This is a genomic window from Duganella sp. AC917 (assembly GCF_979258245.1).
The window spans coordinates 3,865,965-3,890,761 of record NZ_OZ409848.1 but is presented as its reverse complement, the minus strand read 5'-3'; the positions used below and the strand labels follow the sequence as shown (position 1 = coordinate 3,890,761).

At 63.4% G+C, this 24,797-nt stretch carries 19 protein-coding genes; 15 read left to right on the top strand and 4 right to left on the bottom strand.

All coding sequences use genetic code 11. The features are described from left to right. Positions 1-5 precede the first annotated feature (5 nt). A complete protein-coding gene (locus ACZ0BA_RS16770; RefSeq protein WP_463452351.1) occupies positions 6-776 on the top strand; it encodes a hypothetical protein in 771 nt (256 codons plus the stop codon). Positions 777-790: 14 nt separating this feature from the next. On the opposite strand, the gene ACZ0BA_RS16765 is transcribed toward ACZ0BA_RS16770, so the two are convergent. Next, positions 791-1,147, bottom strand: a complete 357-nt coding sequence (locus ACZ0BA_RS16765; protein ID WP_463452350.1) for an FKBP-type peptidyl-prolyl cis-trans isomerase — start codon at positions 1,145-1,147, stop codon at positions 791-793. 163 nt (positions 1,148-1,310) lie between these two features. On the opposite strand from ACZ0BA_RS16765, the gene ACZ0BA_RS16760 reads away from it, so the two are divergent. The 7 genes from ACZ0BA_RS16760 to ACZ0BA_RS16730 all read left to right on the top strand — a co-directional run bounded on the left by ACZ0BA_RS16760 (position 1,311) and on the right by ACZ0BA_RS16730 (position 10,753). Continuing rightward, a complete protein-coding gene (locus ACZ0BA_RS16760; protein WP_463452349.1) occupies positions 1,311-2,279 on the top strand; it encodes a YVTN family beta-propeller repeat protein in 969 nt (322 codons plus the stop codon). Beyond that, positions 2,279-3,091 carry a polysaccharide deacetylase family protein gene (locus ACZ0BA_RS16755; protein WP_463452348.1) on the top strand — a complete coding sequence of 271 codons (813 nt, stop codon included), beginning with the start codon at positions 2,279-2,281 and terminating at the stop codon, positions 3,089-3,091. The genes ACZ0BA_RS16760 and ACZ0BA_RS16755 overlap by 1 nt, the downstream gene beginning before the upstream one ends. Further along, on the top strand, positions 3,088-4,083 hold the full coding sequence (locus ACZ0BA_RS16750) for a sterol desaturase family protein (RefSeq protein WP_463452347.1): 996 nt from the start codon (positions 3,088-3,090) through the stop codon (positions 4,081-4,083). The genes ACZ0BA_RS16755 and ACZ0BA_RS16750 overlap by 4 nt, the downstream gene beginning before the upstream one ends. Further along, positions 4,083-4,925 carry an EI24 domain-containing protein gene (locus tag ACZ0BA_RS16745; protein ID WP_463452346.1) on the top strand — a complete coding sequence of 281 codons (843 nt, stop codon included), beginning with the start codon at positions 4,083-4,085 and terminating at the stop codon, positions 4,923-4,925. The genes ACZ0BA_RS16750 and ACZ0BA_RS16745 overlap by 1 nt, the downstream gene beginning before the upstream one ends. A 17-nt stretch (positions 4,926-4,942) precedes the next feature. Then, positions 4,943-5,728 carry a competence/damage-inducible protein A gene (locus ACZ0BA_RS16740; protein ID WP_463452345.1) on the top strand — a complete coding sequence of 262 codons (786 nt, stop codon included), beginning with the start codon at positions 4,943-4,945 and terminating at the stop codon, positions 5,726-5,728. Between the two features lie 422 nt (positions 5,729-6,150). Next, a complete protein-coding gene (locus ACZ0BA_RS16735) occupies positions 6,151-9,294 on the top strand; it encodes a transglycosylase domain-containing protein (RefSeq protein WP_463454773.1) in 3,144 nt (1,047 codons plus the stop codon). A 94-nt stretch (positions 9,295-9,388) separates the two neighbouring features. Further along, positions 9,389-10,753, top strand: coding sequence for a TAXI family TRAP transporter solute-binding subunit (locus ACZ0BA_RS16730; protein ID WP_463452344.1), 1,365 nt, complete (start codon positions 9,389-9,391; stop codon positions 10,751-10,753). A 31-nt stretch (positions 10,754-10,784) separates the two neighbouring features. Here ACZ0BA_RS16730 and ACZ0BA_RS16725 read toward each other — a convergent pair whose 3' ends face one another. Further along, on the bottom strand, positions 10,785-11,243 hold the full coding sequence (locus ACZ0BA_RS16725; RefSeq protein WP_463452342.1) for a rhodanese-like domain-containing protein: 459 nt from the start codon (positions 11,241-11,243) through the stop codon (positions 10,785-10,787). Positions 11,244-11,557: 314 nt separating this feature from the next. On the opposite strand from ACZ0BA_RS16725, the gene glnA reads away from it, so the two are divergent. From glnA to corA, 5 genes are all read left to right on the top strand, one after another. After that, the gene (gene glnA / locus ACZ0BA_RS16720) at positions 11,558-12,973 is read left to right on the top strand and encodes a type I glutamate--ammonia ligase (protein ID WP_463452341.1); all 1,416 of its coding nucleotides are present in this window, start codon (positions 11,558-11,560) and stop codon (positions 12,971-12,973) included. 125 nt (positions 12,974-13,098) lie between these two features. Next, entirely contained in the window at positions 13,099-13,635 is a 537-nt protein-coding gene (locus ACZ0BA_RS16715) for a DUF4124 domain-containing protein (protein WP_463452340.1), read from the top strand. A 23-nt stretch (positions 13,636-13,658) separates the two neighbouring features. After that, positions 13,659-14,771 carry a nitrogen regulation protein NR(II) gene (glnL, locus tag ACZ0BA_RS16710; protein WP_463452339.1) on the top strand — a complete coding sequence of 371 codons (1,113 nt, stop codon included), beginning with the start codon at positions 13,659-13,661 and terminating at the stop codon, positions 14,769-14,771. A gap of 69 nt (positions 14,772-14,840) precedes the next feature. After that, the gene (gene ntrC, locus ACZ0BA_RS16705; RefSeq protein ID WP_463452338.1) at positions 14,841-16,373 is read left to right on the top strand and encodes a nitrogen regulation protein NR(I); all 1,533 of its coding nucleotides are present in this window, start codon (positions 14,841-14,843) and stop codon (positions 16,371-16,373) included. Between the two features lie 162 nt (positions 16,374-16,535). Beyond that, positions 16,536-17,504, top strand: a complete 969-nt coding sequence (corA, locus tag ACZ0BA_RS16700) for a magnesium/cobalt transporter CorA (protein WP_463452337.1) — start codon at positions 16,536-16,538, stop codon at positions 17,502-17,504. A gap of 90 nt (positions 17,505-17,594) precedes the next feature. On the opposite strand, the gene ACZ0BA_RS16695 is transcribed toward corA, so the two are convergent. Beyond that, positions 17,595-20,300: a TonB-dependent receptor gene (locus tag ACZ0BA_RS16695; RefSeq protein WP_463452336.1), complete on the bottom strand. Its 2,706-nt coding sequence runs from the start codon at positions 20,298-20,300 to the stop codon at positions 17,595-17,597. A 310-nt stretch (positions 20,301-20,610) separates the two neighbouring features. Here ACZ0BA_RS16695 and ACZ0BA_RS16690 point away from each other — a divergent pair, with 310 nt between their 5' ends. After that, entirely contained in the window at positions 20,611-21,948 is a 1,338-nt protein-coding gene (locus ACZ0BA_RS16690; protein WP_463452335.1) for a sensor histidine kinase, read from the top strand. 13 nt (positions 21,949-21,961) lie between these two features. Here ACZ0BA_RS16690 and ACZ0BA_RS16685 read toward each other — a convergent pair whose 3' ends face one another. Next, entirely contained in the window at positions 21,962-23,605 is a 1,644-nt protein-coding gene (locus tag ACZ0BA_RS16685; protein WP_463452334.1) for an NAD(P)/FAD-dependent oxidoreductase, read from the bottom strand. A gap of 1,021 nt (positions 23,606-24,626) precedes the next feature. Here ACZ0BA_RS16685 and ACZ0BA_RS16680 point away from each other — a divergent pair. Further along, a complete protein-coding gene (locus tag ACZ0BA_RS16680; RefSeq protein ID WP_463452333.1) occupies positions 24,627-24,797 on the top strand; it encodes a hypothetical protein in 171 nt (56 codons plus the stop codon).

The following is a 24,797-nucleotide window of genomic DNA, read 5'->3' as shown; positions in this document are numbered from 1 at the left end:
GGAACATGAGCTTTTCGGACGAGACATTAATAGCCTACACAGTCGGCGAACTGGACGACGCGACCCGTCACGCCGTCGAAGATGCGATGCGGCGCGACAGCAGCATCGCCCGCCGCGTGGCACGGCTGCGCGCCGCGCGCGGCGGCGTGTTCGCCGAGCAGTCGCCGTCGACCGGGGCCGTGCGCTCGCAAGCGAAGGTGGTGCAGCTGGCGGCGGTGCGGGCGCAGCGCGTGGCCACGCAGCAGGCCGCGCGCAAGGCGGTCAGGCGGCATCTGGGCTGGCGCGAGTGGAGCGCGCTGGGCGCGGTACTGGTGGCGGGACTGGCGTTCGGCAAGTTTGGCCTGGCGCAATGGCAGCCTGCCTGGCTGGCCGATCCGGACAAGGCGCCGACCACGGTCGTCAGCCGCAACGGCATGCTGGTGGCGCAGGGCCGGCTCGACGCCGTCTTGAGCCAGCAGATGGGCGGCGCGGCGCCGTCCGAGGGCGACGTGCGCGTCGGACTGAGTTTTCTGTCGAACGAGGGCGGCTATTGCCGCACCTTCACGGTGGTGGGACTGAGCCAGGATCTGGTGGGGGTGGCCTGCCGCGCCAGCGCGGAGTGGCGGATACCGGTGATGGTGCAGAACGTGCGGCCGTCGGCGCGCATGGGCGCGAACCGGATGGCCGGCACGGAGATGCCGACGGCGGTGCTGGAGGCGATCGACCAGCGCATCGTCGGCGGCATGCTCGATACGCGCGCGGAGCTCGAGGCCCTGCGGCGTAATTGGCAGCGTTGAACGCTTGGACTGGCTTAAACGCCCAGCAGTTCGACGTCGAAAATCAGGGTCGCGTTTGGCGGGATCACGCCGCCGGCGCCGCGCGAGCCGTAGCCCAGTTCCGCTGGAATGATCAACTGGCGCGCGCCGCCGATCTTCATGCCTTGCACGCCTTCATCCCAACCGCGGATGACCATGCCGGCGCCCAGTGCGAATTCGAACGGGTCGTTGCGGTCTTTGCTCGAGTCGAATTTAGCACCCTTGGTGCCGTCGTCGTTGCGCAGCCAGCCGGTGTAATGGACGGTGACGTTCTGGCCGGCTTTGGCTTCTTCGCCTTCGCCAACGGTCAGTTCGATGTACTGCAGGCCCGATTCGGTCGTGATGGTGGTCATGGTGATTCCTTCTATATTGGTTGAACGCAGCCGGCAATTGTAGCAGCCCGCTGTGGTTCAGCCGCCGCGCTTCATTACGGATAGGAATAATTGTCCGCTTTTATCTTGTCGCCGCTCAGTTTGCACGTAAAATAAACGTTTAGTCCTTCTAAGCGATTTCTTCATGCTCCGCAGTGTCCGCCGTCTGGTTTTCTCCTGTGTTTGCGCCGCGATTGCCGTCGGCAGCGCGCAGGCCAATGTTGTCGTTGTGCTCAACTCGCGTGATGCTACCGTGCAGTTGCTGGACCAGGACAGCTACAAGGATTTGTCCACCTTCCCGGTCGGGAAGGAGCCGCACCACCTGATGGCGACGCCGGACAACAAGTCGCTGATCGTCGCCAGCTCGGTCGGCAACGAACTGATCTTCCTCGATCCGAAAAGCGGCCAGATCCAGCGCACCGTCAAGGACATCCTCGATCCGTACCAGATCGGCTTTTCGCCGGACCAGAAATGGTTCATCTCGGCCTCGCTGCGACTGGACCGCGTCGACCTGTACCGCTACGACGGGGCTAACATGACGCTGGCCAAGCGCATCCCGCTGGCCAAGCTGCCCAGCCACATGGCCTTCAACGCGGCCAGCACCATGGCCTTCATCACGCAGCAGGGCAGCGACCAGGTCAGCGCCATCGACCTGACCACGCAGACCGTCAAGTGGACGCTGCCGGTCGGTAAGCTGCCGGCCGGTATCGCGATGACGCCGGACGACAAGTATCTGCTGGTGGGCATCATGGGCAGCGACTACGTCGAAGTGATCGACTGGAAGGCGCAGAAAACCGTCAAGCGCATCAAGACCGGGCAGGGCGCGCACAACTTCCGTTCGGCCGGCGACGGCCGTTACACCTATGTGTCGAACCGTGTTTCCAATTCGATCAACATCATTGATCAGAAGACATTGGAAAACGTCGGCCAGATCAACGTGCCCGGCGGCCCGGACTGCATGGAAGTGACAGCCGACGGCAAGACCATGTGGGTCACGCTGCGCTGGATTAAAAAAGTCGCGGTGATCGACCTGGCCACGCGCAAGCTGGTCAAGACGATACCGGTGGGGCGCTCGCCGCACGGCGTGTTCTTCATCAACTCCGCCCAGCGCTGATGAAACGACCCGCCGTCCTGGCCATGCTGGCGGCGTTGGTGGCGGTGCCGGCGTTCGCTGCCGCGCCCGCCGCCGCTACCGCCGCTTGCAAGGGCACCATCTACCTGACCTTCGACACCGGCAGCCAGTCGCAAGCCGAGCTGATCGCCGATACCCTCAAGCGCCACAACATCAAGGCCACCTTCTTCCTCGCCAACGAGAAAACCGTGCGCGGCGACTATTCGCTCGATCCGTCATGGTCGGCGTACTGGAAGGCGCGCGTGGCCGAGGGCCATGCGATCGGCTCGCATACCTTCGATCACGACGTGCTGGTCAAGGATGACGGCGCCGGCTTCCGCGTCAAGCCCGGCTTCGGCGCTTCCGCCGGTAAAATCCGCACGCTGACGCCGGCTCAATATTGCGAGGAAATCAAGCGCGTCGACCAGCGCTTCGTCGAGCTGACCGGCACCCATCTCGATCCGATCTGGCGCGCGCCGGCCGGGCGCACCTCGCCCGGCACCCTGGCGGCGGCCAAGGCCTGCGGCTACGCGCACGTCGGCTGGGCGCCGGCCGGCTTCTCCGGCGATGAGCTGTCAAGCGCGGCTTACCCGAATGCGGTATTGTTGCGGAAGTCGCTCAGCGCATTGCGCGACGGCGATATCTTTGTCGCGCACATGGGCATCTGGTCGCGCAAGGAGCCGTGGGCGCCGGCCAACCTGGAGCCGTTGATCGGCGGCCTGGAGCAAAAAGGCTTTTGCTTCGCCACGTTGCGCGAGCACCCTGAATACAAATCGTCTTTCAAGCCGCATCTTTCAAGTCGCACCATTAAATGATCCAACTATTTTCAGACTGGCTGGGCCTGGCCCAGGGCTGGTTGTTCGAGACGGTGATACAGCCGTTGGTGTTCCAGCTCGGGTTTGGCGAATTCATCGAGGAAGCCTTCGAGGGCACCGAGTGGCTGCTGATCGGCGTGCTGGAGCTGACCTTGCTGTTCCTGGTGCTGCGCCCGCTCGAGGCGATGATCCCGGTGCACAAGTTCAACGATCCGCGCGCCCGCTGGAACGACTTCATCTACACGGTGCTGCACCGGATCGGCCTGTTCCCGATACTGATCTTCTTCACGCTCGACCCGCTGCTCGATAGCGTGGCCGGCGTGCTGCGCTTCGATAACTTCCAGCCTTTCAATCTGGAGTCGCTGTTGCCGGGCATTAGTCCGCTGGGCGCCTTCCTGGTGTATTTCGTCGTGCTCGATTTCTTCGACTACTGGTATCACCGCGCTTCGCACCACTTCAACTGGTGGTGGGCGCTGCACGGCCTGCACCACAGCCAGCAGAACATGAATTTGTGGAGCGACAACCGCAACCACCTGCTCGACGACCTGCTGCGCGATATTTATATGGGCGTGCTGGCGCTGGGCATCGGCGTCGAACCGTCGCAATACGTGATGCTGGTGTCGGTGTCGCGCATCCTGCAAAGCCTGCAGCACGCCAACGTGCGCATCCACTTCGGCAAGGTCGGCGAGTGGCTGCTGGTGTCGCCGCGCTATCACCGCATGCACCACGCGATCGGCGTCGGCCACGAGTCGCACGGCCAGGGCACCCTGGGCGGCTGCAATTTCGCCGTGCTGCTGCCGATCTGGGACATCATCTTCCGCACCGCGAACTTCACGCCGCAATTCGTCGCCACCGGCATCCGCGACCAGTTGCCGCAGGCCGAAGCAGGCGGCGCCGTCAAGCCGGGCCGCGAATACGGCCGGGGCTTCTTCTCGCAGCACTGGCTGGCGCTGAAACGCATGGTCGAATACGCACGCAAGGACACCGTCTGATGGCGGGCCGGTTTCCTGCCGTGATCCGGGCCTGGGGCCGCGCCTTCGCCTCGCAATGGCACGGCAAGTTGCTGTTGATGAGCCTGGCCCCGTTCCTGCTGGCGGTCGGCGTGTGGGCGCTGCTGCTGTATCTGGGCCTGCAGCCGCTGATCGATTTCGTCCATGCGACGTTCTCGCAATATGGCGTGTTCAGCTACAGCGGTAGCTTCCTGAGCTCGCTCGGTCTTGGCGCTTTGAAAACAGTCGTTGTGCCGTTGATAGCGATGCTGCTGTTGCTGCCGCTGATGATACTGACGGCGCTGATCTTCATCGGCGTCATCGCCATGCCGGTGATCCTGCGACACATCGGCGCGCGCAATTATCCGCAGCTGGAGCAGCGCAGCGGCGGCAGCGTGCTGGGCAGCGTCGGCGTGGCGCTGGGCGGCATGGCCGCCTTCATCGGCCTGTGGCTGCTGACGTTGCCGCTGTACGTGTTTCCGCCGCTGGCCGTGTTCGTGCAGGCGCTGCTGTGGGGCTGGCTGACCAGCCGCATGATGGTCTACGACGTGCTGGCCGACTACGCCAGCGCCGACGAGCGCCGCCAGCTGCTGGCCGAGCACCGCTGGCCGCTGATCGCCATCGGCGTGGTGTCCGGCGCGGCCGGGGCGCTGCCGGGCGCGATTTGGCTGGGCGGCGTGATGGCGGTGGTATTCTTCCCCTTCCTGGCAGCCGCGTCGATCTGGCTGTATGTGCTGGTGTTTATCTTCACCGCCTTGTGGTTCGCTTATTATTGCCTCGAAGCGCTGGCGCGCATGCGCGCCGCCGAGGCCATGAAGGCCGAGCCGCCGGCGGCGGAATTTTAAGAAAACGGAAACTCATCATGGCGATCGGACTCATCATCATCGGCGACGAAATCCTGTCCGGCAGGCGCGTCGACCAGCATTTCCCGAAAGTGGTGCAAATGCTGGCCGCGCGCGGCCTGCAGCTGGCGTGGGCGGAAATCCTGGCCGACGACCCGGACCGCATCACGGCCACGCTCAAGCGCACCTTCGCCAGCGACGACATTGTATTTTGCTGCGGCGGCATCGGCGCCACGCCGGACGACCACACCCGGCTGGCCGCCGCCAACGCGCTGGGCCTGCCGCTGGTACTGCACGAGCAGGGCAAGCTCAACATCCAGCAGCGCATCGTGCAGATGGGGCAGGAGGCAGGCCAGCCGGTCGACCTGAACTCGGCCGAGAACCTGCACCGCCTGAAGATGGCCGAGTTCGCACAAGGCGCGGCGCTGATTCCGAACCCGTACAACAACATCGCCGGCTTCTCGCTGCACAAGCATTACTTCGTACCCGGCTTCCCGGTGATGGCGTGGCCGATGATCGAGTGGGTGCTCGACCACCATTACGCCGACCTGTTCAACCGCGAGCCGCACCTGGAGCAGTCGGTGCTGGTGTACGAGACGGCCGAATCGGCGCTGACGCCGCTGATGGTGGAAATCGAGTCGCGCTACCCGCGCGTGAAAGTGTTCAGCCTGCCAAGCGTGGGCGACGCCAACACCCGCCGCCATATCGAGCTCGGCGTCAAAGGCGAGCCGGCGCAGACGCTCACCGCGTTCGAGCACCTGTGCGCGGAACTCAAGCGGCTCGACGTGGAATTCAACAATATTTAGTGCGCCCGGGTATCGGGTGATGTCGCCCCGCTATCGCTCGATAGCGCTTCGACATCGCCCGGGCAACGCGGCCTTGTCACGGAGTTGTCACTTAGCGGTCGCAGGCATTGACGGCGTTACTCCATAGGGGAGAAACGCCGTTGTTTTTTTGCGAAAAATAAACTACGGTTGCAAATTATTGTGCGTCATCATCGGTCGCTGCCGTGCCGATGTGGTGCAATGGTGGCTAGTAGGTTTTACTGAAACAGCTGACCGGTTTGAATCATATGTTAAGCAATCGTCGTTTCCGCCGGCCCCTCGTTCGCGCCGCGCGCAAGTTGCGCGCAGGCGCCGCAGCACTAGGCTATCGTCGCACCCGGCACCTTCATGTCGTGCCGCCCCTTAACTCCGAAGAAAGCGAGGCGCACTTGGCGCAAGCGCAGATGGACGCGCCGCCGCCGGGCGAGCCCACCAAGAGCAAGCGTTCGCGCAACGCCTTGATCGTGGTGATGCTGGTCGGCGTGTCGTTCGCCGTGTGGTGGGGCGCGCACGAAAGCCGCACCTCCACCATGCAGGCCCGTATCTTCACCGATCTGGCCGGCAAGATGACGTACAAGGTGGAGCCTGGGCCGAGCAATTCGATCCGCTTCCCGCACGACAGCCCGTACGACGAGCGGCTCGGCTACGCCAGCCTGCCCGACTACCTGGCCAAGCTGCGCACGCGCGAGTATCAAGTCAGCGCGCAGGCCCGCATTTCGCCGAAGATGGCGGAACTGGCCGACATGGGCATCTTCGCCACGTACCACGAGAAGACCAAGACCGGCCTGACGATCTACGACTGCCGCGCGCAGGAGCTGTTCGCGGCCAGCTATCCGGAACGCATCTACAACAAGTTCGAACAGGCGCCGATGGCGCTGATCTACAGCCTGCTGTACATCGAGAACCGCGAACTGCTCGATAACAAATACCCGAAACGCAACCCGGCCGTCGAATGGGACCGCCTGGGCAAGGCCGTCATCGAGAAAAGCGTCAACGCGGTGGCCGGCGGCCATCGCGCGGCCGGCGGCAGCACCCTGGCCACGCAGATCGAGAAATACCGCCACTCGCCCGAGGGCCGCACCGGCTCGATGAAGGACAAATTGCAGCAGATGGTCTCGGCCAGCCTGCGCTCGTATCAGGACGGGCCGGACACGACCAAGGCGCGCCGCCGCATCGTCATCGACTACCTGAACACGGTGCCGCTGTCGGCCAAGCCAGGCTATGGCGAGGTCAACGGCATCGGCGACGGCATGTGGGTGTGGTACGGCCGCGATTTCGCCGACGTCAACCGCCGCCTCAGCGGCAATCTCGACAATCCCGATGCCGAGACCGCGCTGATGTACAAGGAAGCGCTGAGCCTGATGATCGCGCAGCGCCGTCCGAGTTACTACCTGGGCGATGGCGCCGACGACCTCGAAGTGCTGGCCGACAGCCACCTGCGCGTGCTGGCGCAGGAGGGCATCATCACGGCGGCGCTGCGCGACGTCGCGCTCAAGCAGCCGCTGCATCCGTTCAAGGGCAACGGCCTGCAGGCGGCGCCGGAGATGACCTTTGTCACGCGCAAAGCGTCCAACGCGATCCGCAACCACCTGGCCAACCTGCTGGGCGACAACCGCATGTACAACCTCGACCGCCTGGACCTGAACGTGGTCAGCACGCTCGACGCGCAGGCGCAGATGGCGGTGACGCAGGTGCTGCGCGACCTGCGCGACCCCGAGCGCGCGGCCGCCGCCGGCCTGACCGGCAAGGGCATGCTGGGCAACGGCGATCCGGCCAACGTGGTGTACAGCTTCACACTGCTGGAAAAGGGCGTCGACAACAACATGCTGCGCCTGCAGACCGACAACTACGACCAGCCGCTCGACATCAACGAAGGCGCCAAGCTCGACCTTGGTTCGACCGCCAAGTTGCGCACGCTGGTGACCTACCTGGACATCATCGACCAGCTCAACAAGAAGTACAAAAGCATGAACGTCGAAACGCTGACGATGATCCCGGTCGATCCGCAGGACAAGCTGTCGCTGTGGGCGGTCGAGTACCTGAAGGCGCATCCGGTCGGCAGCGCCGAGCGCGAGCTGACGCCGATGCTGAACGCGGCCATGGAACGCAAGTACTCGGGCAATCCAGGCGAGGGCTTCTTCACCGGCGGCGGCCTGCATTACTTCGGCAACTTCTCCAAGGAAGACAACGGCAAGATCCTGACCGTGACCGAGGCGCTGCGCCATTCGACCAACCTGGTGTTCGTGCGCCTGATGCGCGACGTCGCCAAGTTCTACATGTTCCAGACGCCGGGCTCGTCGGCCTCGCTGCTGGCAGACGCCGACGATCCGCGCCGCGCCGTCTACCTGGCCCGTTTCGCCGACAAGGAAGGCAAGGAGTTCCTGAACCGCTTCTACGCCAAGTACAAGGGCAAGCCGGCGGCCGATCTGGACAAGATCCTGCTGGCCAACATCCGCAGCACGCCGACCCGTCTGGCCGTGATCCACCGCACCGTGTATCCGGCCGCCAGCATCAAGCAGTTCGGCGACTTCCTGCACGAGTACCTGCCGTCGCAGAACGAGGTGTCGGACGAGCGCGTCGAAAAGCTGTACGACCAGTACGCGATCGACAAATGGTCGCTGCCGGACCGCGGCTACCTGGCCAGCATCCACCCGCTGGAGCTGTGGATGGCCGCGTACATGCGCGTGCATCCGAAGGCGACTTTGTCGGAGATGACGGCGGCCAGCGAGAAGGAGCGCCAGGAAGTCTATTCGTGGCTGTTCAAGACGCACCGCAAGCATGCGCAGGACCGCCGCATCGCCGGCCTGATCGAGGTCGAAGGCTTCATGGAGATCCACAAGCAGTGGAAGAAGATGGGCTATCCGTTCGAATCGCTGGTGCCGTCGTATGCGACGACCTTGGGCGCGTCGGCCGACCGTCCGGCGGCGCTGGCCGAGATGATGGGGATTATCGTCAACGGCGGCGTGCGCAAGACCAGCCAGCGCATCTCGTCGCTGCACTTCGCCAAGGGCACGCCGTATGAGACCGTGGTGAGCAAGGCCAAGCCGACCACCAACGAACAGGTGCTGTCGCCGGAAGTGGCGCGCGTGGTCGCCGACGCGATCCGTGGCGTGGTGTCGGACGGTACCGCCAAGCGGGCGCGCATGGCGTTCGTGCAGTCGGACGGCACGGTGCTGCCGGTCGGCGGCAAGACCGGTACCGGCGACCAGCGCTTCGACGTGTATGGCGGCGGTGGACGGTTGATCGAATCGCGCTATGTGAACCGGTCGGCGACGTTCGTGTTCAATATCGGCGAGCGCTTCTTCGGCAGCATGACGGCGTATGTGCACGGGCCGGAATCGAAGAATTACGATTTCACCAGCGCGTTGCCGGTGCAGTTGCTGGTGGTGCTGGCGCCGAGCTTGATGCCGCTGATCGAGCCGCATCCGGTGGCCAAGCCGGGCGCGGTGCCGCCGCCGGTGGTGGTGAAAACCGGCGGGGCGCCGGCCAACGCTGCAACGGTCGCAACGGCCACAACGGCCGCGCCGCTGCGGGCCTGCGGCGGTTAGTCAATCAGGGGAACACGTGTATGCCACGTGTTTCCCTTGCATAATTGCTCATTTGTTGGCATGGTACTAGCCCATGAAACCAATGCGCCATCACATGTCCAAAATCCTCAAGTTCACGCAGTTCTCGGTGCGGGACTTGTTTGTCGCCTCGGCACCCACCATCGCGCTGATCGTCGGCGTCTGCCTGCTGGCCTACTGGCTGGTCGATCCGGCGCCGCCGCGCAGCGTGCGCCTGGCCACCGGCCAGGAAAACAGCGCCTACGAAGAGTTCGGCAAGAAGTACGCCGCCGCGCTGGCCAAGCATGGCGTCAAGGTCACGCTGGTGCCGTCGGCCGGTTCCGGCGAAAACCTGCGCCGCCTGCGCGCCGGCGAAGTCGATATCGCCTTTGTCCAAAGCGGCTCCACCAACGAGGAAGTGGCCGAGCGCGAAGGCCTGTCGTCGCTGGGCAGCCTGTTCGTCGAGCCGCTGTGGCTGTTCCTGCGCGAGACCAAGGGCCAGCCGCCGATCACCCAGCTGAGCCAATTAAAAGGCAAGAAAATCAACTTCGGCCCCAAAGGCGCCGGCGCGCCGCGCCTGTTCCGCCAGGTGCTGTCGCTGAACGGCCTGGAGAAGGAGGACGTCGAACGCTTCTCGCTGGCCAACACGCCCGCCACGGTCGAACTGCTCGAAGGCCGCATCGACGGCCTGGTGTTCACGTCGGCGCCGGAAGCGCCGCTGATCCAGATGCTGCTGCAAACGCCGGGCATCAAGCTGTTCAACTTTAGCCAGGCCGAGGCGTACGCGCGCAAGCTGCCGTTCCTCACGCACGTGGTGCTGCCCCAAGGTATCGTCGATCTGGGGCGCGACATCCCCCGGGAGAATTACAACCTCATCGCGCCGACCGCCACGCTGGTGGCGCGCGACGATCTGCATCCGGCGCTGGTCGATTTGTTTGTGCAGGCGGCCAGCGGCATCCACAACGGCGCCGGCTGGTTCCAGCAACAGGGACAGTTCCCGTCGGCAAAATACACCGAGATTCCGGTCGACGCCGAGGCGGCCAAGTTCTACAAGAACGGTCCGCCGCTGCTGCAGCGCTACATGACGTTTTGGCTGGCCAATTTCTTCGACCGCATGTGGGTGGTGGTGCTGGCGCTGAGCGCCCTGGTTATTCCGTTGTCGCGGATTATCCCGCCGCTGTACGTGTGGCGCATCCGCTCGCGCGTATATCGCTGGTATGGCCAGCTGCGCACGGTGGAGCAGCAGGTGGAAAGCGCGCCGGAGGCCTCGCGGATGCAGGTGTACGAGGCGCAGCTCAAGCGGCTCGACGAGATCGAGGAACTGGTCAACCAGATCTCGATTCCGCTGTCGTTCGCCGACGGCTTGTACGGCTTGCGCAGCCACATTCAGTTCGTGCGCAAGCGGATACAGTTTCTGATGGAGGAGGGCGCGCCGTCGGCCGCCCAGGCGGTGCCGGTCTGATGCCGGCGCCGAATCCTCAGGCGCCGAATCTTCAGGCGCCGGTCCACGGCAGACCGGCCTTGCACCAGCCGCCGATATTCTTGCGGTGGCTGTGCTCGTCCTTGTCGCCCTCGAAGCCTTCGAGGATGTCGTAGCAGTGCTGATAGCCGTGTTCCGTCGCCAATTTGGCCGCACCACGCGAGCGCACGCCGGAGCGGCACAGGAACAACAACACCTGATCCTTGCGCGCCACCGAGTTCAATTGTTCGATGAATTCATGGTTGGCGATGCCGCCCGGATAAACGCTCCACTGTACCGCACCATGTTGGGCTTCCGGAATGGCCACCCGGCCGACCCAGTCGCGCTCGGCGTTGGTGCGCACATCGACCAGCTTGACGGCGTTGTCGGCGCTGATCAGTTCGTACGCCTCCTCGGGCGTGACGGCCCCCGCATACGGCCAGTCCTTGCTGCGCCCACGGGCCACGGCCAGGATCTCGTCTATTTTGCTCATGGGATGTCCCTCCAAATAAGATTGAGTTTATTATAGGCGTCCTGTGTACGTCGGAGACAATGGCGCACCAAAGCCGTGCAATTTTCCGTGGAAAAACGAATATGCACGATGATGGTGCGGTTTGGGCAGTTTGCACCAAGTTGGTGCCGCACTAATCCGGTGTAAATCGTCGCATTTTGGTGCTCCTCCCCGTTTTAGTCTCTTTTGTCGGGGAGTTCCAAGACGCTATGAACATATCGTTATGAGTTTCAGGCTGGCATAGATACTGCTTATAGAGAGCGCACCAGTTACACACATTCCTTTAGGAGATACGCATGGCAATGACAGCCGCAGAAGTCTTGAAAATGGTCCAGGAAAACGAAGTCAAATTCGTTGATTTCCGTTTCGCCGATACCCGTGGTAAAGAACAGCACGTCACCGTGCCTGTGTCGCACTTCGACATCGACAAGTTCGAATCGGGTCACGCGTTCGACGGTTCCTCGATCGCCGGCTGGAAGGGTATTGAAGCATCCGACATGATTTTGCTGCCTGATCCAAACACCGCGAACATCGATCCGTTCATGGAAGAGACCACGCTGTTCATGCAGTGCGACGTCATCGAGCCTGCCGACGGCAAGGGCTACGACCGCGACCCGCGCTCGATCGCCAAGCGCGCCGAAGCCTACCTGAAATCGTCGGGCATGGGCGACACCGCCTACTTCGGCCCGGAGCCGGAATTCTTTATCTTCGACAGCGTGCGCTGGAAGATCGACATGTCGGGCTGCTTCGTCAAGATCGACTCCGACGAAGCGTCGTGGACCACCGGCGAGAAACTCGAAGGCGGCAACAGCGGCCATCGTCCAACCGTCAAGGGCGGCTACTTCCCGGTGCCTCCGGTCGACAGCTTCCAGGACATGCGTTCGGAAATGTGCCTGATCCTCGAATCGCTGGGCATCCCGGTCGAAGTGCACCACCATGAAGTGGCCGGCGCCGGCCAGAACGAAATCGGCACCAAGTTCTCGACCCTGGTCGAGCGCGCCGACTGGACCCAGAACCTGAAATACGTGGTCTGGAACGTGGCCCACAGCTATGGCAAAACCGCCACCTTCATGCCGAAACCTATCGTTGGCGACAACGGTTCGGGCATGCACGTGCACCAGTCGATCTGGAAAGACGGCGTCAACCTGTTCGCCGGCGACGGCTATGCCGGCCTGTCGGACACCGCGCTGTACTACATCGGCGGCATCATCAAGCACGCCAAGGCGCTGAACGCGATCACCAATCCGGGCACCAACTCGTACAAGCGTCTGGTGCCAGGCTTCGAAGCGCCGGTCAAACTGGCTTACTCGGCCAAGAACCGTTCGGCGTCGATCCGTATCCCGCACGTGGCCAATCCAAAAGGCCGTCGTATCGAAACCCGTTTCCCGGATCCACTGGCAAACGTGTACCTGTGCTTCGCCGCGCTGCTGATGGCCGGTCTGGACGGTATCGCCAACAAGATCCATCCGGGCGAAGCCGCATCGAAAGACCTGTACCACCTGCCGCCGGAAGAAGACGCACTGATCCCGACCGTGTGCTCGTCGCTGGAAGAAGCGCTCGACAACCTGAACAAAGACCGCGAGTTCCTGACCCGTGGCGGCGTGTTCAGCGATTCGATGATCGATGCCTACATCGAACTGAAAATGCAGGACGTCCAGCGCATGCGCATGACGACCCACCCTGCCGAGTTCGACATGTACTACTCGCTGTAATTGCAACGCATCGGCATGCCGATGCTTGTAGTGAAGCAAAAAACGCGGGGGGAGCCATGGCTTTCCCCGCGTTTTTGTTTGGATGTTGTATATTCAGGATGGAGCTTTCCACCCATGGATGACGAATGACACTGAGTTTCAAACGAGGCGGTTTCGCCAAGGTTGGCGCGGCGGTTGCGCTGACGCTGGTTGCGGATGGCGCCGCGCGGGCGCAGGGCGTGATCTACAAATGCACGCCGCCCAACGGCAGTACCGAGTACACCGATGTTTATCGCGGCAATTATTGCAAGGCGATGGATTTGCCGGGGCTGGCGATACCGGCGCCGCCCAAGCGCCAAGCGCCGGCGCGCGCGGCCGGCGCTGCGGCCACGCCTGCCCCGGCCACGCCGGCCGCGACGCCGGGCGACTTTCCCCGCGTCGACGGCGCCGAGCAACGCGCGCGCGACGCCGACCGCCGCGCGATACTGGAAGACGAGCTGAAAAACGAAACGCTGAAGCTGGCGGCGTTGCGCGCCGAGTTCAACGGCGGCGAGCCGGAGCGGCGCGGCGACGAACGCAACTACGCCAAGTACCAGGAACGGGTGGCCGCGATGCGCGACAGCATCAGCCGCTCGGAAAAGAATGTCGATGCGTTAAAACGCGAGATCGCCAACATCCGATGAAGACGAGTTTAAATTGAGCCGCTATGAGCCTTGTAAGTAATATCGCCGCCCGCGCCGCGGCCGCCATGAACCGTCCACCGGCGCTGGCCGGCCTCGAGCTGCTGGCCTCGGCCGTGGTGCTGCTCGACGCCGAGGGGCACATCGCCTACGCCAACGCGGCCGCCGAGAACTTGCTGGAAAGCTCGCTCAAGGCGCTGTCGCGCCAGAAGCTGACCGCGCAGTTCCTCAATCCGGACGAGCTCGATCACATCTGCGCCCAGGCGCGCGAGCACAAGTTCTCCGACCTGCGCCAGGATCTGACCCTGGAGCGGGCCGGGCGCGACCCGCTGCACGTGCACAGCATCGTCTCGGCGCTCGACGATCCGGTCGACCACATCCTGATCGAGTTGCGCGAGCACCTGCAGCACCTCAAGCTCGACCGCGAGGAGCGCATCCTCGACCAGAGCCAGGTCAACAAGGAACTGATCCGCAACCTGGCGCACGAGATCAAGAATCCGCTGGGCGGCATCCGTGGCGCCGCGCAACTGCTGGAAATGGAGCTGCCGGCGCTGCACGCGGTGCAGCTGCGCGAATACACGCAGGTGATCATCAAGGAGGCCGACCGCCTGCAAACCCTGGTCGACCGCCTGCTGGCGCCGCACCGCCGCCCGCACATCGTCGGCGACGTCAACATCCACGAGGTGCTCGAGCGCGTGCGCAGCCTGATGCTGGCCGAGTTCCCGTCCGGCCTGACCATTTTGCGCGATTACGACGCCTCCATCCCCGAGTTCCGGGGCGACAAGGAGCAGCTGATCCAGACCGTGCTCAACATCGCCCACAACGCCGCGCAAGCGCTCGCTTCACAAATCGAAGCGGGCGACGCGCAGATCATTTTGAAGACCCGCGTGGCGCGTCAGATGACCCTGGCCAAGGTCCGCTACGGGCTGGCATTAGACTTGCATATCATTGACAATGGACCGGGCATCGCACCCCAGATCCGCGACCGTATCTTCTACCCGCTGGTGTCGGGGCGGGAGGGCGGCAGCGGCCTCGGCTTGACCTTGGCGCAGACCTTCGTGCAGCAGCACATGGGCGTGATCGAGTGCGAGAGCCGGCCTGGATATACGGATTTCCGCATCCTGCTGCCGTTGCCATAAGCCGAGGCAAGCAGGGGCGGGTGCCGAGTCCCTTGATTGACGATCCATATTGCGGGATAACACAAACACATGAAGCCAATCTGGATAGTAGACGACGACGAATCGATCCGCTGGGTACTGGAAAAAGCGCTGGCGCGGGAAAACCTGGCCACCAAGAGTTTTGCCAACGCGCGCGACGCCATCGCCGCGCTGGAGTTCGAGACGCCGCAGGTGCTGGTGTCCGACATCCGCATGCCGGGCGACTCCGGCCTCGACCTGCTGCAGCTGGTCAAGTCGCGCTTCCCCGGGCTGCCGGTCATCATCATCACCGCCTTCTCGGACCTGGACTCGGCCGTCGCCGCGTTCCAGGGCGGCGCCTTCGAATACCTGGCCAAGCCGTTCGACATCGACAAGGCCGTCGAACTGATACGCCGCGCGCTCGACGAGAGCCTGCGCGAGACCAGCGTCGAATCGGGGCCGTCGGAGACGCCTGAGATCCTCGGCCAGGCGCCGGCGATGCAGGAAGTGTTCCGCGCCATCGGCCGCCTGTCGCAGTCGAACGTGACGGTGCTGATCACCGGCGAATCGGGCTCGGGCAAGGAGCTGGTGGCGCGCGCGCTGCACAAGCACAGCCCGCGCGCGCAGCAGCCGTTCATCGCGCTTAACACGGCGGCGATTCCCAAGGATTTGCTGGAATCCGAGCTGTTCGGCCACGAGCGCGGCGCCTTTACCGGCGCGCAGACGACGCGGCGCGGCCGTTTCGAGCAGGCCGAGAACGGCACCTTGTTCCTCGACGAGATCGGCGACATGCCGTTCGACCTGCAAACGCGCTTGCTGCGGGTGCTGTCGGACGGGCATTTTTACCGGGTCGGCGGCCATCAACCGATCAAGGCCAACGTGCGCGTGATCACCGCCACGCACCAGAATCTGGAGCAGCGGGTGCGTGAAGGCTTGTTCCGCGAGGATTTGTACCACCGCCTGAACGTCATCCGCCTGCGCCTGCCCAGTTTGAGGGAGCGGCGCGAGGACATCCCTATTTTGGTGCGCCACTTCCTGGTGCAGAGCGCCAAGCAGCTGGGCGTGGAAGCCAAGCGCATGAGCGACGCCACGGTGCAGTTCATCAGCAGCCTGGACTTGCCGGGCAATGTGCGCCAGCTGGAAAACCTGTGCAACTGGATCACGGTGATGGCGCCGGGGCAAACGGTCGAAGTCAAGGATTTGCCGCTGGAGCTGACGCAGGAGCAGGCCGGCGGTGGCGCGGCCGGCCTGGGCACCGGGGCCGGGGGCGGCTTGTCGGCGCCGTCGGAAAGCTACGGCGCGATCCAGCACCACGGCACGGTGGTGGCGGTGGCCGCGCCGGATGCCGGCGGCATGAACGGCGCGGCTGGTTCGCCGGACGCCTGGCTGGGCCTGCTGGAGACGCAGGCCGCCTCCATGCTCAGCGGCGGACAGCAGGAGGTGATGGCGGTGCTGGGTCGGCAATTCGAGTCGGCGCTGATCCGCACCGCGCTCAAGCACACACACGGCCGCAAGAACGACGCGGCGGTCCGTCTGGGCATCGGCCGCAACACCATCACGCGCAAAATCGCCGAGCTCGGCATTGACGGCGCGAAGGACGATTAACAACGTCGGGGTCAAGTCTGTCATTCGGACACTAGCTCAACCGTATCGGCGGATTACGGCCGACTTCGTGTCCAAATGACAGACTTGACCCCGGTGGGTACTTGCACTTTAAGGTAAGCTCTTGGCTGACGAAGCCAGGAGCTTTTTTTTTATGGAAACCGTATGTTGATTAATTGTGTGGCCTATCAGGACGGCCAAAAGCTGGATGACATCCCGGTCGAGGAGATCAGCGATTACATGGAGCGGCCGGAGACGTTTGTCTGGGTCGCGCTGCGCGACGCCGAGCCGGACGAATTGAAGACGATGCAGCACGAGTTCGGCCTGCACGAACTGGCCGTCGAAGACGCCAGCCGCGGCCATCAGCGCCCGAAGATCGAGGAATACGGCGATTCGCTGTTCGTGGTGGTCAAGACCATCGAATGCCGCGACGGCGACGTGGCCATCGGCGAGGTCGATATGTTCGTCGGCCAGAACTACATCCTGTCCTCGCGCGACGCCGAGAGCCAGCAGGGCTTCCTGGGCGTGCGCGCGCGCGCCGAGAAGGAGCCGCACATGCTGCGCCTGGGCCCGGCGTTCGTGCTGTACGCGCTGATGGACGCGGTGGTCGACCGCTATTTCCCGGTGCTCGACATGCTGGAGACGGAACTGGAAAAAATCGAGGAGCTGATCTTCAGCAGCGGCAAGCAGCGCGACAACATCGAACGCTTGTACGAGCTCAAGAGCAAGGTCACCACGGTGCGCCACGTGGTCGCGCCGCTGATGGAGGCGGTTGGCCGCTTGCACGGCGGGCGCGTGCCGTCGATGTGCATGGACACCCAGGAGTACTTCCGCGACGTGCATGACCACTTGCACCGCATTACCGCCTCGCTCGAGTCGATCCGCGACACCATCGGCACCGCGATCCAGGTCAACCTGTCGATGACGGCCATCGAGGAGAGCGAAGTGAACAAGCGGCTGGCGGCGTGGGCGGCGATCTTTGCCATCGTCACCGCGTTTGCCGGCTTGTGGGGCATGAATTTCAAGTACATGCCCGAGCTGGAGTGGAAGTACGGCTATCCGATGGCGTTGTCGATCATGGTGCTGGTGTGCCTGGGACTGTACCGGCGCTTCAAGCGCTCCGGCTGGCTGTAGCCGGCGATCGCCCGGCCAGGCGCCAGGGACGAAAAAAAACCACCTTGCGTCGCATGCGGCGCAAGGTGGTTTTTGTTTTACGACTTCAGATTAGAAGTTGTAGGTGGCGCGCAGATACACGGTGCGGCCCGTTGGATCCGTGTAGCGTGGATCGTAACCAGCCTGGAAGGCGGTGGTCTGGTACGACAGTGGCGGATCGCGGTCGAACAGGTTGCGCACGCCGGCGGTCAGGGTCAGACCCTTGATCGCTTCCCACGAGCCGTAGCCGTCGAAGGTGGTGTACGACGCAACGCGGTTCTCGGCGTCCTGGTCCAGGTAACCCGACTTGTAGTGCGCCGACACGCCGGCGCCGAACTTGCCTTGGCTCCAGTTCACGTTGACGGTGTTCTGCCAGCGGAAGATCGGACCGTTACCCGAGAATACGCCAACGTTCTGGTGCATTTCGTCGCCGACGAAGTTCTGGTACTCGTACTTGTGCACCCAGGTGCCGTTGTACGCGAAGTTGAACAGGCCGAAGTCCTTGGTGCGCAGCTTGTAGGCCGCCGACAGGTCGACACCGTTGGTGTTCATGTCGCCCAGATTCTGCGTACGCAGGTCCAGGTAGCCGCAGGTGATCGGGTTAGGGCACTGCGAACCGTCAACCGCCAGGTCGCCCGACGGATTACGCTTGTAGTACGGAGCGAAAGTGACAGGGTCGCTCAGCACGTCGTAGTCCTGCAGGTTGCTGATTTGCTGGGTCAGGCGGATCGACCAGTAGTCGGCCGACAACGTCAGGTTGGCGGCAGGCTCCCACACCAGACCGACGGTGCCGTTCTTCGAACGCTCAGGGTTCAGGTTCTTGTTACCACCGTTGAGCACCTGGAACTGCTGGCCGCAGTTGGCCGCTGCCGACTTGCCAGCGATCGGGTTGCCGCCTGGGCAGTTGACCGGATCGTCCAGACTGTTGGCGGCGTTGGTGTACGAGTTCGCAGCGTTGATCTCATACAGCGACGGCGCGCGGAAGCCCTTCGAGTACGAACCGCGCAGCAGCAGCGAGGTCAGCGGACGGTAGACGAACGAGAACTTCGGATTGGTGGTGTGGCCGAAATCGCTGTATTTGTCGTAACGGAAGGCTGCGGTCAGGTCCAGGTTCTTCAGCACCGGCACGTTCAGCTCGGAGTAGAAGGCCGAAACGCTGCGCTTGCCCTGGTTCAGGGTCAGTGGATCGATGCCGGTGGAAGCGATCACTTTTTCCGCGAACTCGGTGTTGGCCGCGCTACGGAATTCCTGGTGTTCATACTGGGCGCCAACGGCCAGGCCAGCCTGGTGGCCGGTGTTGAGCCAGTCGCCGACTTCGCGGCTCAGCTTGATGTCCGCGCCCTTGCTGATGCCTTGCGCATTCATGATGTTGCCGCTCAGCGCTGCAGCGTTCAGCAGTGCCGTGCCGGCCGCGCTCTGGTCGCCGAAGACGTTGACTACGCCGTCGAGCACGCCTTGCGAGATCATGCCGCCGTCGCTGTAGCCGTACAGGTTTTCCTTGACCTTGTTCTTGTTGTACGACAGTGCGGTCTCGTAATCCCAGCCGGCGACGACGCCTTTCAGGTTCACGACCAGGCGTTCCTGGCGATTGATGTTTTCATCGGCGCGCGAGCCGTTCGGCAGATCGCGCCAGCGCGCGTGAACGAAACCTGGCTGTACGCCCGGGGTGATCGAACCGCCGGTGTCCATGAAGGTCGGGTCGAGGGTCAGCGCGTTCGGGACGGTGCCGTTGCCAGGGTAGTATGGGTTCGGGGTGCCGTCAGGACGGTTGCGGTTGATGTACAGGCCGCCGTATGGCACTGGCGCGATCGCGCTTTGCACCGTGCTCTGGGTGGTCAGATACTCCACGCCCAGTTCATGGTTGTCGTTGAGCTTGAAGGTACCGCGAATCAGGCCGGTGGTGCGCTCGCTCTTCGGCACGTAGTCGACGAACGACGAGGTCGTCATCTGGCACGAGCCGCCGTTGCCGGGAACCAGGTTCGGGCTGCTGGTGCAATCCGGACCGGCAGGGTTGGCGCTGGCGCCGCCCTGGTAGTAGTTGGCCGGGCTGGTCGATGCCGACAGGCCGCCGGCGTAGCGGCGGTTGTAGTCGCGCTGGGTGCCGCCGATGCGGTTTTGCGACTGGTGGTCGACCATCGCGAAGATGTTGAAGCGATCCTGCTCGAGGTCGCCGAAACCGTAGCCGATGTTGGCGCTGCGGCCGGTGCCGCCGTCTTTGCGCGGGCTGTCCACGCCGACGGTGGCGGTGCCGCCTTGCCAGTCTTTTTTGGTGATGAAGTTGATCACGCCGCCGACCGCGTCCGAGCCGTACAGCGACGAGGCGCCGTCGCGCAGCACTTCGACGCGCTCGAGCGCGGCGAACGGGATCATGTTCAGATCGGGCGCCGAGCTGTCGAAGGCGTTGTTGGCCAGGCGGCGGCCGTTCAACAGGATCAGGGTCTTGTTCGCGCCCACGCCGCGCAGGTCGGCGAACGAGGCGCCACCGGTGCCGGCACCGACCACCTGGCTGGTGCCGGTGCTCGACTGCGACACGCTCAGATTGGCCAGTACCTGTTCGACGGTGGTGATACCTTCTTTTTTCAGGTCGGCCATCTTTACGACGGTCACGGGAACGGCGGTCTCAGCGTCGATACGCTTGATAGCCGAACCGGTAATTTCCACGCGCTGGATCGGCGCGTCGGGTGCTTGTTGAGCGATTGCCGGTTGTGCCAGCACGAACGCGGCACCGCCGGCAAACATCAGCCGCAGCGAACGCGAAATAACGGTTTCCATCATCATTGCTTCAACTCCTAAGAGATCTTATTGCTTCTTTATCATTAAACGGCACGGGCTGAATAATCCATGGGTAAATTATTCAGGGTTGCCATCAGACCACCCGAAGGGCGCAGGGTCAATTGTCCCTCTGTAACAAGTTTGACATAAACAACACTTCCTACGGTTTTTGCATCAAAAAGAGCGTTTTTTACACAAAAACACAAAGTTTTTAGAAAGTTATCGCATTTTTGTGCTAGAGCTCGGCTAAGGCATCAGCCGCGTTCATCTGGGCGAATGACGGTACAATCGACAGCCTGTCCACCAGGGGGATGCGATGAGTAAAGAGGAGCTGCCCGAGGCCTTGCCCGAAGCCTTGGCCGAGGCCACCTTGCGCGCCATCACGGCGTCGACCTCGCGCGCGCGCGGCGACGAGTTCCTGCGCCTGATGGTGCGCGAGCTGGCGCTGGCGCTCGATGTGCGCTACGTCATCGCCGGACGCCTGATCGCCATGGCCGACGGCCACGAGGGCATCCGCACGCTGGCGCTGTGGGGCGGCGACGACTTCCTGCCGCCGATCGAATACAGCCTGCGCCACACGCCCTGCCAGGATGTGACCGACCAGAGCATTTGTTTCCACGCCTGCGGCATCCAGGCCGGCTATCCCGACGACACTTTGCTGGTCGACATGCAGGCCGAGAGCTATATCGGCATCCCGATGATCGATGCCGAAGGCGCGACCCTGGGCATCCTGTCGGCCATCGACACCCGCCCCATCGCCGAGGACAAGCGCCTGCTGGCGCTGTCGCTGCTGTCGATCTTCGCCACCCGCTGCGCGGCCGAGCTGCAGCACCAGGAGCGCGAGCGCCTGCTCGAGCAGACGGTGCGCCAGCGCAGCGAGGCCTTGCTGGCGGCCCAGGCGATCCTGGTCGAGCAGGAAAAGATGGCGGCGCTGGGCGCGCTGGTGGCCGGCGTCGCGCACGAGGTCAACACGCCGATCGGCGTGGCGGTGACGGCGTCGTCGAGCCTGAGCTGCTACGCCGAGGAGCTGGTCAAGTGCGTCAGCGGCGGCCGGGTCAGCCGCTCGGAGCTGATCGCCACGGCGCAGCGGCTGAGCGAGGCGGCCCTGCTGGTCGAGCGCAACCTGGCGCGCGCGGCCGATTTGATCGGCAGTTTCAAGCAACTGGCGGTCGACCAGGGCAGCACCCACGTGGTGGAAATGGGCTTGCGCGACCACGCGCTCAGCGTGGTGTCGGCGCACGGCCCCGAATTGCGCAAGGTCGGCATCGAGGTCGTCGTCGAGATCGCCGCCGACCTGCGGGTGCGGATCGACGCCGGGCGCTGGTCGCAAGTGCTGTCGAACCTGCTGATGAACGCGGCCAAGCACGGCTATCCGAACGGCGGCCCGGGTAAGATCGTGCTCAGCGGGCGCGGCGCGCTGGAGGACGGCGCGCGCTGGTTGCTGGTGGAGTTCGCCGACGACGGTATCGGCCTGACGGCGGACGTGCGCGAACGCTTGTTCGAGCCGTTCTTCACCACCAAGCGCGGGCAGGGCGGCTCCGGCCTGGGCATGCACATCGTCTACACCATCGTGCACCAGATGGGCGGGCAGGTGGCGGTGTCGCCGGACACGCCGGGCTGCCGCATCCACATCCGCCTGCCGGTCGGCGTGTAGGCCGGCCTGGACCTTAGTCCTGGTGGTTGTCGGCGGCCATCGACAAGGCCACCGCTTCGGCGACCTTGATGCCGTCGACGCCGGCCGACAGGATGCCGCCCGCGTAGCCGGCGCCTTCGCCGGCCGGGAACAGGCCGCGCGTGTTCAGGCTCTGCAAGGTGTCGTCGCGGCGCTTGATGCGGATCGGCGACGAGGTGCGCGTCTCGAGCCCGGTGAGCACGGCGTCGTGCTTGAAGTAGCCGCGCACCTGCTTGTCGAACGCCGGAAACGCCTCGCGCAGCGCCGTGACGGCGAACTCGGGCAGGATTTGCGCCAGGTCGGTCAGGTGCACGCCCGGCTTGTACGACGGCACCACCGCGCCGAACTCGGTCGAGGCGCGGCCGGCGACAAAGTCGCCCATCAACTGGCCCGGCGCGTTGTAGGTGCCGCCACCCAATTCAAAAGCTTTTTCCTCGAGCCTGCGCTGGAACTCGATGCCGGCCAGCGGGTGGCCCGGATAGTCGACCTCCGGCGAGATGCTCACCACGATGGCGCTGTTGGCGTTGCGCTCGTTGCGCGAGTACTGGCTCATGCCGTTGGTGACCACGCGTCCCGGTTCGGACGCGGCCGCCACCACGGTGCCGCCCGGGCACATGCAGAAGCTGTAGACGGCGCGGCCGTTGGAGGCGTGGTGCACCAGCTTGTAGTCGGCCGCGCCCAGGATCGGGTGGCCGGCGTTGGGGCCGAAGCGGCAGGTATCGATCAGCGACTGCGGGTGCTCGACCCGGAAGCCGATCGAGAACGGCTTGGCCTCGATATACACGCCGCGTTCATACAGCATCTCGAAGGTGTCGCGGGCGCTGTGGCCGATCGCCAGCACCACGTGGTTGGTGACGATCTTTTCGCCGCTCTCCAGGGTCAGGCCGCGCACCTGGCCGCCGCTGGCCAGCTGTTCGATCTCGATGTCGACCACCTTGTTGCCGAAGCGGTATTCGCCGCCCATGGCCTCGATGTTGGCGCGCATCTGCTCGACCATCTTGACCAGGCGGAAGGTGCCGATGTGCGGCTTGCTGACGTAGATGATTTCCTCCGGCGCGCCGGCCTTGACGAACTCGGTGAGGACCTTGCGGCCGTAGTGTTTCGGGTCCTTGATCTGGCTGTAGAGCTTGCCGTCCGAAAAGGTGCCCGCGCCGCCTTCGCCGAACTGGACGTTCGACTCGGGGTTCAGTTCGCGCTTGCGCCAGAAGCCGAAGGTGTCGACGGTGCGTTCGCGCACCTGCTTGCCGCGTTCGAGGATGATGGGCCGCAAGCCCATCTGCGCCAGGATCAGCGCGGCGAACAGGCCGCACGGTCCGGTGCCGATGACCACCGGGCGCGGGTTCTTGTCGTGGCCGGCCAGCTGCTCGCCGGCGGCGACGTATTTATACGCGGTGTCCGGCGACGGCATCAAGTGGGCGTCGTGCTTGAGGCGCTTGAGCAGCGCCGCCTCGTCGCGCACCGCGACGTCGAGCGAGTAGATCAGCACGATCGCGGTTTTCTTGCGCGCGTCGTAGCTGCGTTTGAATACGGTGAAGCCGAGCAGGTCGTCGGCGGGGATGTCGAGGCGGGCCAGAATGGCGGCCGGCAGTTCGTCCTCGGTGTGGTTCAGAGGGAGCTTGACTTCATTTAAACGCAGCATGATCGATTCCTGAGAGGGCGCTGTCTAGGCGCCATGGCCGTCGGGCCGCATGCGCGGGCCGCCGGCCCGGGCCCGGCCCGTCAAAGGCCGTATTTTACCAATATTGCCGGACGGCCGCACCTGGCGCCGCCGGCGCGGCTTTTGAAATACGGTCCATCGGCCCTGCGAGAAATATAAATCGCCTGGACGGCATTTATAGAATATTAAGTTCAGCAGGCGGCCCGGCTGCGGCGCGCCGTCACGACGCGTGACGCTGGCATCGATTAATCCGTTTTAGGCAAAGAGTTTGGCCGCTTAATATCGTCTTATTCTCGAGCCTGGTTTTAGAGCGGATATTTTTATCAGTTTTTATTCTACGGTTATTAATGCCATCGGCGGCGCCGGGGCGGGCTGCACAGGTGCTCAGGTACAAGAATTCTTGCCCAATGACACCGCCACAGATCTTTCCTGGCTAGAAATTATTGCAGAATGGAAATGGTTTGTGCGCCGGCAACTGATGTGTTTGTTGTTAAAAGACGACTTGCACCAGATTGGGTCGCCTCCGCGTTTTATATGGCTCAAGGAAGAGTTCGCCTAACGGCGCGTAGCGGCCGGTGGCCGCATCCTACTTTCGCGACGTCTGCGGTGCCATGTTTTCAATGTTCTTTGTTCTGCGTATGTAGCGGCGGACGTTGATTTTCTGCGGTTGCTGCTTGACGACAGCCGGTTTTGATGCAAATCCCTCAAGCAACGTTACTTCCGAGCAGAAAGCGGGACCGTGTTGTCTTTTTGTTGTTTTTTCGCTTCAGTATTGTTGCCATAACCTCATCGGAAAATGCTGAAAGAGAAACATTTCTCCCGATTCCGGTGCAGATTGTTGTCAAGACGAGACATGCGTTAAAAGTATCAAATAGACAATTTCCGTGTGGTGCTAGCGGCGCACAAAGCCGTGCCCCAAATTGGTGCGCGATGAATTGCGGCCCGCCTCGGCGGCCGGACCAGCCGCGAGGTTTATTGACAATGGTCGAGCTGCTATGTTTTTATGAATGGCGGCAAGGTCCTGGATTATTTCACCCATGATCCGTTCCCGGACTTTGCCAACGGCAGCGAAAAGATTTTGAAAGAGCAGGGCAGCATTCGGGCGGTTTTATCCAGACTCCCGATGTTTACAAAAGAAAGGGTCGTTTTACTCGTCGTTCAAAAGATGCAGTGA